Origin of the sequence: Streptomyces sp. NPDC002566 (genome assembly GCF_042889585.1) — a bacterium.
In the GTDB taxonomy this organism is placed as follows: Bacteria; Actinomycetota; Actinomycetes; order Streptomycetales; family Streptomycetaceae; genus Streptomyces.
Genome location: NZ_JBIARD010000002.1, coordinates 835026 through 847565, shown reverse-complemented (window position 1 = coordinate 847565; position 12540 = coordinate 835026). Strand labels below are relative to the sequence as shown.

Annotated in this window: 9 protein-coding genes; 2 read left to right on the top strand and 7 right to left on the bottom strand. The window is 68.5% G+C overall.

Features of this window, described 5'->3' with window-relative positions; genetic code table 11:
* The first annotated feature begins 311 nt into the window (after positions 1–311).
* On the top strand, positions 312–1472 hold the full coding sequence (locus ACFYXA_RS10875) for a PAS domain S-box protein (RefSeq protein ID WP_389030807.1): 1161 nt from the start codon (positions 312–314) through the stop codon (positions 1470–1472).
* A 134-nt stretch (positions 1473–1606) separates the two neighbouring features.
* Here ACFYXA_RS10875 and ACFYXA_RS10870 read toward each other — a convergent pair whose 3' ends face one another.
* From ACFYXA_RS10870 to ACFYXA_RS10860, 3 genes are all read right to left on the bottom strand, one after another.
* The gene (locus tag ACFYXA_RS10870; protein WP_389030805.1) at positions 1607–2623 is read right to left on the bottom strand and encodes a cytochrome d ubiquinol oxidase subunit II; all 1017 of its coding nucleotides are present in this window, start codon (positions 2621–2623) and stop codon (positions 1607–1609) included.
* The gene (locus ACFYXA_RS10865) at positions 2620–4032 is read right to left on the bottom strand and encodes a cytochrome ubiquinol oxidase subunit I (protein ID WP_389030803.1); all 1413 of its coding nucleotides are present in this window, start codon (positions 4030–4032) and stop codon (positions 2620–2622) included. Before ACFYXA_RS10865 ends, ACFYXA_RS10870 begins: the two co-directional genes overlap by 4 nt.
* A 246-nt stretch (positions 4033–4278) precedes the next feature.
* Positions 4279–5160: a GyrI-like domain-containing protein gene (locus tag ACFYXA_RS10860; protein WP_389030800.1), complete on the bottom strand. Its 882-nt coding sequence runs from the start codon at positions 5158–5160 to the stop codon at positions 4279–4281.
* Positions 5161–5331: 171 nt separating this feature from the next.
* Here ACFYXA_RS10860 and ACFYXA_RS10855 point away from each other — a divergent pair, with 171 nt between their 5' ends.
* Positions 5332–6447 carry a serine hydrolase domain-containing protein gene (locus ACFYXA_RS10855; RefSeq protein WP_389030797.1) on the top strand — a complete coding sequence of 372 codons (1116 nt, stop codon included), beginning with the start codon at positions 5332–5334 and terminating at the stop codon, positions 6445–6447.
* A gap of 31 nt (positions 6448–6478) precedes the next feature.
* Here ACFYXA_RS10855 and ACFYXA_RS10850 read toward each other — a convergent pair whose 3' ends face one another.
* From ACFYXA_RS10850 to ACFYXA_RS10835, 4 genes are all read right to left on the bottom strand, one after another.
* A complete protein-coding gene (locus tag ACFYXA_RS10850) occupies positions 6479–6748 on the bottom strand; it encodes an acyl carrier protein (RefSeq protein ID WP_352247080.1) in 270 nt (89 codons plus the stop codon).
* 174 nt (positions 6749–6922) lie between these two features.
* The gene (locus ACFYXA_RS10845) at positions 6923–8518 is read right to left on the bottom strand and encodes an acyl-CoA ligase (AMP-forming), exosortase A system-associated (protein ID WP_389030794.1); all 1596 of its coding nucleotides are present in this window, start codon (positions 8516–8518) and stop codon (positions 6923–6925) included.
* 76 nt (positions 8519–8594) lie between these two features.
* Positions 8595–9602, bottom strand: coding sequence for a TauD/TfdA family dioxygenase (locus ACFYXA_RS10840; protein ID WP_389030791.1), 1008 nt, complete (start codon positions 9600–9602; stop codon positions 8595–8597).
* 394 nt (positions 9603–9996) lie between these two features.
* Positions 9997–12540, bottom strand: a 2544-nt coding sequence (locus ACFYXA_RS10835; protein ID WP_389030788.1) for a Pls/PosA family non-ribosomal peptide synthetase, incomplete at its 5' end; no start/stop codon positions are given.

Genomic DNA, 12540 nt, shown 5'->3' with positions numbered 1-12540 from the left:
GGCGTCCGGCGTGTCCGCCCGCACACTCCAGGGGACCAGGCTGTACCCGTCCATATCGCCGCAGAGGGCGCTCACGACTCAGGCAAATGCCTGAGTCGCCGAAGTGATTCGCAGGGTTTCGTCCCCGGAACCAGGCCCGAGCGGTAAGGCGACGAGGCCCGGGCAGCTCCCGGCAAGTCGGCCGGGAATCGAGCTTGTGTTCTCTACCGGGCGGTATATCCACGACATGTGACTGTGCGTCAAACAGTCGTATGCGAACGGAGACCGTTGTGGGCGACCCAAGCCTCAAGACACTGCTCGAGAACCTTCCCGTGTTCTGGAGGGAAGCCGACGAGCCGTGGCAGACGGGGGAGGGGGACGCCGACGGGCCCTTACGGACAGGTGGGTCGGACGACACCGGCGGCCTGGCCGACCCGGGCGGCTCACGGCATGCCCCGGACCCGCGGCAGCAGGGACCAGGACTCGCGGTGCCCTCCGGCTACGCCGCCTTCGCGGACCTCGTGGACCTCGCTCCGGCGGCCGCCTTCATCCGGGACCGCCACGGGCGCTACCTGTGGGCCAACCACGCCTACGCGCACCTCTACGGCACCGTGCCGCAACAGCTGGTCGGCAGATACATCGAGGACTTCGACGCCCCGGCAGAGGCCGACCGGTTCAGGGCACTTGACCAGCAGATACTCACCAGGGGCACGCCCGTCCGCCACACCCTGCGCTACGTGCGTCAGGACGGCACCACGGGCCGCGCGGTCGGCCACCGCTTCCCGGTGCGGGGACAGTCCCGTACGTGCATCGCCGGCATCTACGTGGACATCACCGACCATGTGCGGGCCACGGCGCAGCGCCAGGAGGCCGAGGAGAACCTCAGCGCCCTGCGTGACCACAGCGGCCTGCCCTGCGCCCTGTTGTCGGCGAACGGGCGCGTGATCGAGGCGAGCGTGGCGGCCGCCGAACTCTTCCACCTCGGCCTGACCGACCTCGTGGGCCGCCGCGCCCACACACTGCTGGCCCCCGGACCGGGATCCGATCTCGAACAGTTGCACCGTCGCTGGAACAGTCTGATAGCCCGCCGCACCCGACGTGTCGAGACCACCGCCGTGCTCGTCGACACCCACGGACTGCAGCGGCGGGCGGAGCTCCACCTGACGACTATCGGCCATTCCGCCAGTCGGGCTCGGCACGTCTGGGCGGTGATCACCCATCAGAGCCTCGCCCATGAGGCGCATCCGCCGCTGACCGCCGCGCAGATCCGCATCCTGTCGCTGCTGGCGCAGGGCAGCAGCAACAGCGACATAGCCGCCTCGCTGAAACTGTCGCGGCAGACGCTCGACTACCACCTCAGTCGCCTGCGGCACCTGCTGGGCGCCGCCACCCGTCCGGCCCTCGTGGCCCGCGCCTACGTCCTGGGCATACTCGCGCCCCACGCCTGGCCCCCACGATCGGCCACGGCGGCCCACCCGCTCAGCACTGTGTGACACCGGCGGGCGGGACGACGCGCGTGGGCCGTCGGTGTCGGCCGGCCAACCGGCCTCCGGTCCTCGTCGAGATCGGCGCCGGTTCGCGGCTCGGTCAGGCTGGGGTGGCCCTCGGCCTGGCGTCTCTGACGGTGTCAACGGTCCAGGGGTTCGGGCGCGTAAGGGGGGCGTTGGAACAGCGTGTACAGGAAGACCAGAGCCGGGACGAGGATGACCGTGCCCACGATCAGGGCGACCAGCAGGGCCAGCAGGGTGGAACGGCCGGTGGCGGCCTCTTCGACGGTCAGCGAGGGCAGTAGGAGATACGGGTACTGGCCCACTGCCCAGCCCACCAGGATCGCGGTGACGGCGAGCGCGGAGGTGAGCCGCGCGGCGATGTAGCGGCGGGTCAGCAGCAGGCCGAGCGCGGTCAGCCCGGCGACGACCGACAGCAGCATCGCCGGTAGGCCGCGGCCGGTCAGCCCGTCGAAAAGCACGGGGGCGTCCGCCCGCAGCACCGCGATGCCGGCCAGACCCACCACGCCGGTGACCAAGCCGGTCGCCAGGGCGCGGCGGCGGAACGCCTCGGCCAGCTCGGGCTCGCCGTCGCGGCGGGCGTCCCCGCACAGGAACACCGCCGCCAGGTAGGCGCAGACCAGAACAGCGAGGGTGCCGCCGAGCATCGAGGTCGGGTTGGCCCAACTGGTCACCACGTCACCGCCGGCGATGCGGGGCGGCACCCGGCCGGAGGCGACCCCGCCGACGACCGCCCCGAAGAAGAAGGGGGTCAGCAGGGAGGACAGAGCGAACGCCGCCCCGAAGAAGCGGCACATCTGCAGGGTTCCCACACTCTTGCGGTAGGCGAACGCCGCACCGCGGGCGATGATCCCGAACGCGGCGAGGGTGAGCGGGATGTAGAGGGTCGTGACGGCGGCGGCGAACCCTCCGGAGAACCCCGTCCACAGGACCACCAGTACGAAGATCAGCCACACGTGGTTGGCCTCCCACACCGGGCCGATCGAGTGCTCGACCCGCTCTCGCACGGCACGCCCCCGTTCGGTGCCACCGGCCAGCAGGTCCCAGATGCCGCCGCCGAAGTCGGCACCGCCGAACAGGGAGTAGGCGATCAGGCCGACGAACGCCGCACCCAGCACCGCGTACGCGAGGGTCATCGTGTCGCTCCCTCTTCCTGCGGCGCGAGGGTGTCCCGGCCGCGCGCCAGCCTGCGCAGGACGACCACCGTGAAGAAGGTCAGCATGCTGTACACGACAGCCACCGCCGCCAGGCCCCAGGCCAGACCACCTGCCGGGCTGACCGCCTCCTCGGTGCGCATGAGCCCGTAGACGATCCACGGCTGCCTGCCGACCTCGGTGGTGACCCACCCGCCTTCCATCGCCACCACGGCCGCGACCCCGGAAACGCCCACGGCGCGCAAGAACCAGGCGGTGCGCGGCAGCCGCCGTCGCCGCCACCACACCAGGCCGAACCAGGCGGCGAGCCCCAGCAGCGCGGTGCCCATGGCGACCATGGCGTTGTAGGCGATGTGGACGACGTTGACCGGGGGCCGCTGGTCTGGCGGCACCTCCTCCAGGCCGGGCACCACGCCGTCGGGGTCATGGTGGATCAGCAGCGACAGCCCGTGAGGGATCTCCAGGGCATAGCGCAGTTCTTCGTCGACGTAGACCCCACCGAGCGACAGGTCGGCGCCCGCAGTGGTCTTGTACAGGCCTTCCATGGCGGCCAGCTTGGCGGGCTGATTGTCGGCGACGGTGTTGGCGATCCAGTCGCCCACACCGATCTGGACCGGTGTGATGATCGCGGCAACGGTGAGCGGGATGAGCAGCCCCATCCGGTGGTGGCGGTCGCGTCGGCCGCGCAGCATCCCGACGGCATACACCGAGGCGATCAGAAAGCCGGTGACCATGAACGCGGCCAGCCACATATGGGTGAACTGCGGCCATGTGGAGGGGCCGAACATCGCTGCCCACGGTCTGGCACCCACCACGTTCCCCTCGGCGTCCAGCCGGAACCCGGTCGGGTTGTTCATCCAGGCGTTCGCCGAGACCACGAAGAACGCGCCCGCGATTCCCGCGACGACCATCGGCAGGGCGCTGAGCATGTGCGCCCGCGGCGACAGGCGAGTCCACCCGAACAAGTACACCCCGACGAAGATCGCCTCCACGAAGAAGGCGAATCCCTCCAGTACGAACGGAAAACCGAACACCTCACCGAAGCGGTCCATCAGGCCCGGCCACAGGATGCCCATCTCGAACGACAACAGCGTTCCCGAGACCGCACCCGCCGCGAACAGCACGCCCATGGCCTTGGCCCAGGTGTGCGCGAGGCCCGTCAGTACCTCGTCGCCCCGCCGGTGGCCCAGCCACTCGGTGAACACCACGATCGCGGGGAACGCGATGCCGAAACAGGCGAAAATGATGTGCCAGCCCAGCGTCAGGGCCATTTGGTGGCGCGCGTAGGGAAGATTTGACGCGCCCTCCGCCGCGATAAGTTCGACCACGCCTCTGCAGCCTCCCCACTCGAAGCCATCACCCGCCCGGTAGGTGTCCGCTGAGACGGACATCAACCCAGTTTGGCCGCGAATGCCCCGAGATAAACGTCGTCGGTCTGCGGACGGGCTGAGCGTGATTCGTCGCTCGGTGTCGGGCGCGATGACGGCGGGTGAGCGCCGGGCGTTTGAGGCTTCGGCACAACGCCTGATCCGAGGCCTTGTCGTTGCATCGCGCTCGAAGGACTCCGAGCGGATTGCGAGAAGAGGGGTGACCGCTGAACCACGGGCGGGTTACCGGCGTCGACAAGGCCAAGGCCGTCAGGCCCCGGCGCTGCCGCGCTCCCGCTCGACGGGGATCCACAGTTGGGAGTCGGTCTCCGCGCCGAGCTCCACCGGCTGCGTCCGCAAGAGCTCCGGACCTGGTCTGCTCGTGTACGGATTCGAGGGGAACCAATGCGTGAACACGTCTCGCCACAGCTCCTGGAGGGAACTCGGATAGGGCCCGCGATTGTCGAAGACCGCCCAGGTCCCGGCCGGAACGTCGAGGGCGTCAAGCTCCTCGGCGGCCATCTCGGGACCGGTCACCACGCCGATCCAGTAGTCCGCCTCGGAGCCCTCCTCCCGGCTGTCGGTCAGGTACACCACCGCCGACAGGATCCCGTCCGGCTCCCGGCCGGCCAGGTTCTTCATCCGCATGATCACCGACTCGTCCAGGCTCTCCAAGTGCGCCGCAGCCGCCGTGTTGAGCCCCTCCGACACGAGTGGGAGCCGGGCCTTCCTGCCGACGACCCGAAACGACTCCTTCTCGACGATCCGGTAGCGCATGGTCGTGCTGCCTTCGACGACGACACGGAACGACATGCGTGGCTGTGCCGTGAGCACAGCGCCCCTGCGCCGGGCCTCGCCCGGGCCGATGCCGTGCACCGAACGGAATGCCCGGGCGAACGCCTCGCCCGAGCCGTACCCGTACCGCACCGCGATATCGAGCAGCGTCAGGTCCCCGGCCAGCACCTCAGCCCCGGCGAGCGTCATCCGCCGGCGCCGCACGTAGACCGGGAGCGGCATCCCGGCGAGCGCGGAGAACAGCCGCCGGAAGTGGTACTCCGACACCGCGGCGATCCGGGCCACCTCCGTCATGTCGATCTCACGGTCGAGGCAGGCCTCCAGGTGGTCCAGCGCCTGATTCAGCCGCTCCAGCACGCGTATCCGCCCTCCGTTCTTGTCTCCGCCACAGAACACCCACGGCGGAGCGACTCGCTGCGCTCGCGGCCGCCTTGCTGGAGTAGAGAAGACGGGATCGCGCCCCACCCGACAAAACCAGTGCGGGAATTGTCGGGCAGGAAGCCCTGACCTGGCACGAGGCTTACGCCCGTGACTGATGTTAAGGGGTTTTGCGCGCCGCGGTTCGAGGCGGTCCGGGCGGCTCTTGGAGCTTTGCTCGACAAGGACGACGTGGGTGCCTCGGCGGCCGTCTACGTCAACGGCGAACCGGTGGTCGACATCTGGGGCGGGTACGCCGATGCCGACCGCTCCGTCAGCTGGGAGCGCGACACCATAACCGGCGTGAACTCGACGACCAAGAACATGACCGCCCTGTGCGCGCTGATCCTGGCCGACCGGGGCGAGCTCGATCTGTCCGCCCCGGTCGCCGCCTACTGGCCCGAGTTCGCCACGGCCGGCAAGGAGAACGTGCTGGTGCGACACGTGCTGTCGCACACCGCAGGGCTGCCGGACGTGTCCGGGCTGACGGCGGTCGAGGAGCTCTACGACTGGGAGAGCGTGTGCGCAGCTCTGGCAGCGCAGGCGCCCGATTGGGTGCCGGGAACGTCCGCCGGCTATCACGCGCTCACCTTCGGTTTCCTTGTCGGCGAGATCGTCCGTCGCGTCACCGGCCGCAGCCTCGGTGAGTTCTTCGCCGAGGAAGTGGCCGAACCGCTCGGCGCGGACTTCCATATCGGGCTCTCCCCCGAACATGACCACCGCGTCACACCGCTCATCCCGCCGCCGTCACTGACCGACGAGTACGCCGCCACCGCACCGCCCGGACCGGATGGCGCACCCCGGGAGAACACCGGTGCCGCGATCCGGGTCAAGGACGCCAACTCCGCGGCCTGGCGCCGTGCGCAGATCCCTGCGGTGAACGGCTTCGGCAACGCTCGTTCCGTCGCCCTGGTCCAGTCGGTACTGGCGAACCGGGGTTCGGCCGGCGGCGTGCGCCTGCTGTCCCCCCAGGGTTGCGAGCCCGCTTGGCAGGAAGAGTTCCGCGGCGGAGACCGCGTGCTCGGCACCCCGATGTCCTGGACGGCGGGCTTCGGCAAGTTCGGCAACACCTTCGGCTGGGGCGGCTGGGGCGGCTCGCTGGTCGCGAGCGACCCCGACTCACGCATGACGGTGGCCTATGTCATGAACCAGATGATCGACCGGGACCGGCAGGAGGACAACCGCGGCATGGAGATCATCATGGCCGCCTACAGCGGACTGCACTGACAGAGAACAGAGCGGCCTGGCGGTGCGGCTCTCAGCGCACCTTCGACTCCACGAAGGCCGCTAGCCGTCCGAGGGTCTCGAAGGTCTCACCGACGATCTCGATCCCGATCTCGATCCCGAACCGCTTCTGCAATGCGACGATGAGCTTGACGACGGTGAGCGAGTCGAGCTCAGGGAGATTGCCGTACAGTTCCGTCTCCGGCCCGAGGTCGTCGGCCCGGTCCTCGATGTCCAGCGTGACCACTACGACGGCCTTGACGTCCTCGAAAACAGCCTGCGAGATCTCTGGCGAGCGAGTCATATGGCTTCTCCTCATCGTCGTACACATACGGCGGCCTAGGATCTACACCATCACCTCCGTCGGCGTCGGATGGCCGAGGGGCGCTGTGTGACTGGCCGTGATCCCGTAGGCGCGGGCCTGTAAGACCGCCAGACGCTCGCCGAACTCGGCACGCGGACATCACGTGCGAGCACGTCATGCCGGCTCCTGCGGGCGGGAGGCGGTGAGCTCGTGGCGAAGGAATGCCCGGTCGAACTTGCCGTTCGGCGATCGGGGCAGGACATCAAGGACCATCACCTCGGCGGGCACCATGTAGCCGGGTAGTTCCTGCCGCAGGCGTGCGGTCACCGCGGCCGGGTCGAATCCGGCGGGATCGCAGGGCGTCACGACGAGGACGATCCGGTGGCCGAGTGCCTCGTCCTCGAGACCGAGCGCGACGGCATCCTGGACCAGGCCGGTCTCGTAGGCCACTTCCTCGATCTCTTGCGGGCTGACCCGATACCCCGATGTCTTGATCATGTCGTCACGCCGTCCGACGAAGTACAGGAAGCCCTCCTCGTCGCGGACGACGACATCGCCGGACCAGACCGCCAGTTCGGGCGTACACAGCGCGGCCGGACGGTTCGGCGGTGGCCGGAACCGCTCGGCCGTGCGCTCCGGGTCGTTCCAATAACCCAACGTGACAAGCGGACCTCGGTGCACCAGTTCACCCGGCTCTCCCGGACCGCACAGGCCGCCGTCCTCCCGGACCACGAGGATCTCGGCGTTCGGGATCGCCTTGCCGATCGAATCGGGCCGCCGGTCGACCTCCCGCGGGTCGAGATAGGTGGAGCGGAACGCCTCTGTGAGGCCGTACATCAGGTATGGCCTCGCGTTCGGGAAGATCGCTCGCAGTCGTTGCAGGGTGACGCGCGGGAGCCGCCCCCCGGTGTTCGCGAAGTAGCGCACCCCGGCCACGGCCTCGGACGGCCACGTCTGGGCTGCGAGCTGGATCCACAGCGGCGGTACGCCCACCAGCCCGGTGATGCGGTGCTTCGCGCACAGCCGGACGACATCCCCCGGCAGCAGATAGTCGGAGAGCACCACATGGGCGCCGACGCAGAAGCCGGTCGTCAATTGGCTCAGCCCCGCGTCGAAGCTCAGCGGGAGAACGGCCAGGATCCGGTCCTCTGCCGTGTTGTTCAGGTAAGTGCTGACGCTCTCCGCGCCGACGACGAGGTTTCGGTGCGACAGCACGACGCCCTTCGGGGCCCCGCTGCTCCCCGACGTGTAGAGGATCGCGGCCACATCCGTGTCGACGCCGCCCGTCGGAGGACACACGGCCTGGCTCGCGGGTTCGGCGACCTTCGACCAGGGGAGCACGCGGTAAGGGGCTTCCTCGTCCTCCCCGAGCGAGTCGCCCAGCACCAGGACGTGGGAGAGCGACTTGCAGGCGGCGAGCTCGGGGCGCAGGGTCCGCAGCCGGTCCGAGGATGTCACCAGTACCCGCACGGCGCAGTCGTCGAGGATGTGCCTCACTTGCCTGGCCCGCAGCACGGGATTCACCGGGACGAACACACCACCGGCCCGCGAGCAGGCGAGCAGCGCCACGACGGTCTCGATCCTCTTGTCGAGGAAGACCGCGACGCGCTCGCCACCGTCGAGGCCGAGGTCGCGCAGGCCGACGGCCGCGAGCTCCGTCCGCTCGTGCAGATCGGCATAGGAGATCGTGGTCGTTCGTGCGGTCAGGGCGGGTGCGCCGGGGTTCCGCTGGGCGGACCTCGCAACGAGGTCCGGCACTCGGATGATCATTTCGGCGGATTCCTTTCCGTCGCTTCTGCCTGACAGCCGACGAATCCCAACCCCCTGCCCTGCTGGTCCGACGTGGTCATCCGGCGTTCACCTTGACGGTCGGCGAGCAGTCGGCCAGGCGTACCGGGTCGACCATCCCGACCAGGACTTCACGCGGTCCGGTGAAGGGCTCCCTGCTGTGTGCGCTGCGGATGTTGTCGACGAGCATCAGATCGCCCACCTGCCAGGGCTCCCGCATGGTTTCGGCCTCGTACACCTCGTTGAGCAGCTGCACGACGTCCCTGCCTTTCGGGTCGCCGCCCCCGAAGCGGGTGGTGAACGGCAGCCCCTCGGCGCCGTAGGTGTCGACCAGGAACTCGTGCACCTCGGGGTCGAGCGTCCACTCGTTGAGGAAGGCGATCTGGTTGAACCAGCACCGCCGCCCGGTGACCGGGTGCCGCACCACCGCGCTGCGGCGCTGCCAGGTGCGCAGCCCTCCATCGGGTCGCCACTCGAACTCGATGGCGTTGGCGCGGCAGTAGCTCTCGACCGCGCCACGGTCCTCGGTGCCGAACGCCTCGGCGACCGACGTGCCGATCTCCTCGTTGTAGTTGCGGACGAGCATCCAGCCCTCCCGCTCTAGTCGTTCGACGAGGTCACCGGGCAGCGCGTCGAGCACGGCCGTCGAGTCCGCCACACCGGTCGCCCCGCCCTCGGTGGGCGCGGACAGACACGCGAAGAGGATCAGGCCGGGAAACTCGAGCCGGTAGCTCAGTTCGTGGTGCATGCACATCGGCTGGTTCGGCGGCCACTTCGAGGAGGAGTACACGCCCTCCGCGTAGGTCCGCCGGGAGGCGAAGGCCTCTCTCTCGGTCATCAGACCGGTGCGGGCCAGTTGGTGGAAGACGGCGACGGTCTCGGCCGCGTCGCGCAGCCCGAGGCCGCGGACCAGGACCGATCCGTGCTCGGTGACCACCGCGCGCAGCGCCGTCCGGTGCTCGGCTGCCCAGCGCACCGCGTCGCCGGCAGGCCCGGTGTGCAGGATCGGCGGTTTGCCAGGTTGCAGGTCCACCTCGAGCAGCGCCGTCTGAGAAGAGGTCGACATCTCATTTCTCCTTGATTCCTCGATGTCCACTCGGGAAGGAGCCGGAGCCACCGATTCGTTGACACACTGCCCGCAAGGTGCCGTCTCGAGCCTGTCGTGACCGGCAGGCCAGGTCGGCGAGGACCGGGTGGTGGTGAGGTCCTCGAGGAGACTGCGCGTTCCAGGTCCGCGGCCGGCGCCACCCAGCGCAGCGGCAGCTCCAGCTCACAGGCCGGCCGGCGCACGCATGCCGCGCTAGGGTCGCGATGTGCTCGGCGACGCCCTGTGCCGGGTCGAGCGTGCACCGCGGGATCGCGGTCGCGCCGCCCGTGCGCAGGACAGCCCGCGAGAACTCCCGGCCGGCCTCAATCCGATCGTCCATCGAATCGTCCCAACGTTCCACGTCTGCCGGGTGTCAGTCGCCGCGGACGAGCACGTCGGCGCGGTCGTCGAGACCGTTCCTGCGCAGCTGAAGGTCAGCCGACTGCTCACGCATCTTCTTGGCCGGGTTCCCGCCCCACAGGGCGTGCGGTGGCATTTCCTCGCCCTTCATGAGGAAGGATCCGGTGGCGAGCACCGCGCCGTCGCCCATCGTCACGCCGTAGTGGACGAGTGTGCCGACACCGAGCGTGCAGCCGGCACCGATCACGATGTGATCCGACTTGAATCCTCCGTCCTCCTGCGAGTGGCACTGAATGACGGTGTCCACATTGAAGGTGCAGTCGTCCCCGATCGTGGTGAACGTCCGCTCGGGTATGCGGAGGCCGTCGTCGAAGACCCGGCGGCCGATTCGCACACCCAGCAGCCGCCAGATCACGTTCTTGAGCGGGGTGCCGTTGAAGAGGAGGACATAGCCGAGGGTGGTCACTTTCCAGAAGCGTTCGTGCCGCCAGAAGGCGCGGTCGTAGATCGAGCAGCCCTGCGGCCGCAAGGCCTGCAGCGGAATGATCATCCGGTCGACCAGGACGTTGTAGACGACGGTGCCGACGAAGACCCCGGCGGTGGCCAGTGCGAACGCGAACGCACCCAGGGAGGCCCAGAGGTCGATGGCGGCCAGGTAGAACGTGGTGACGAGGAAGATGAGAAGCCAGCGCGCCAGCAGGAACAGCGCCATGCTGATGGTGTTGTAGACGTTCTTGGCCCGGAGGCGGCGGCGCAGCTCGTCCTTGCTCTCCACGTCCAGATGCTTGTCACGCTTGACCGACCGCGGGATCTCGAAGCTGGGCGCGCCCAGCAGGCCCATGCCTTCCCGCACCTGTCCGTCGACGGGAACCATGACCTTCGTCGCGAGGAGGCAGTTGTCGCCCGTCTTGCCCTGCGCCGGATAGGCGATCAGGTTCCCGAGGAAGTTCTCTGCCCCGATCGACACGCGGGACAGCCGGAACGACGTGTTCGAGAAATCGGCATTGATGATGGAAAGCCCGTCCGCGACCATCGTTCCGCTGCCGACCGCACTGAGGAACGGGGTGTCGTGCTTGACCATTTCGCCGAAGTTCGAACCGGTCTGCCGCACCCCGCGAAGGTCGTAGCCCAGCCAACGCAGGTAGTGGATGACGTAGGAGGTGCCACCGAAGAGATTCAGGTAGAACTTGCTGTTGGTCATACGGGCGATCGCGCGGTGGATCCAGTAGTGGAACCCGTACAGCGGGTAGACCTTGTCCGGCTTGATGAAGAGGTTCAGCACGCGCGGAGCGGTTCCCACGAACACGAGGCCGACGAGCAAGGCGCCGAAGAAGGACACGGCGGATATGACCAGCGCGTCGTCGCGGTAGAACGCCCAGCTTGTGAAGGAGACCGATCCCGCGGCCGTCAGCGTGACGAGCTGCGGGATCTTCGTGAGCGCGAGGACCGCGACGACGAACATCAGCGGCGTACCCACCAGAAGCAGGTTCACCAGTTGCACGGTCGAGAAGACGACCCGTCGCCGGGTGCTGACGTCCATCGTGGGGATCCGCTGGCAGTTGACGTCGGTCGGCTGCGCGGGGGAGCCGTGCCAGCGCTCCCCGTCGGGCACGGCCTGTCCGGCGTGCAGCGAGGAGGAGTGCCCCAGCTTGGCCCCGTCGCCCAGCGAGGTCCAGATGTCGAGCATCGTCATCTCGCCGACGAGCGCGTCCTTGCCGAGGCTGACCGTGCCCGTCTGGATCATGCCGTTGTGGGCCCGGTAGCCGTTGAAGAACGAATCCTTCCGGATCACCGCGCCCTCGCCGATGCTGAGCAGGTCGGTGCACACGGGCACGTTCCTGGAGAAGATGACGGCGCCGCGCCCGACCTTCGCGCCCAGTGCCCTCAGGTAGAGCCCGTAGAGCGGTGAACCGACGAACAGCGCCATCGGGTTCCGCTGGACCAGGGTCTTGACGAGCCAGAAGCGGAAGTACGCCATGCTCCAGACGCGGATCTGCTGGGGCTTCCACCGGCCGACAAGCAGCCACTTGAGCATGATCGGAAGGCAGCAGAGGCCGAGGAACATCGCGCTGCCGTACGCGACCGCCCGCAGGTAGATGTCGATCGGGTGCGGGCCGGCCGAAACCCATTCGTAGCCCTTCACCGCGACGATGGTGGTGAGGGCGGGGTAGCCGAGGAGGAACAGGAGTTGCAACGCCCCGCAGAGGACGTACTCACCATTGCGCGCCCGCCTCGGCGTCTCACTGAGAGTCGCCGGAGTTGCTTGCTGCGAGGCAGGCATGGTTTTGCTGTCGGTTTTGGTGTTGTTTTTGCTGTTGGTGAGGGCGGCTGCGAGCTTTCGGATCGTCGGGTTTTTGTAGACGTCCGGCATGGATACCGAGGGCAGGTCGGGCTGCTTGCGTACTCGGGCGCAGAATCGGGCCATGAGCATCGAGTCGGCGCCGAGGTCGTCGAAGAAGTGGCTGTCGACCGATACGTGGTCGGTGCCGACGATGTCGGCCAGCACTCCGGCGAAGCTTTGCTCGCATTTGGCGAGGGTGGCCGTGTTGTCCCTCGG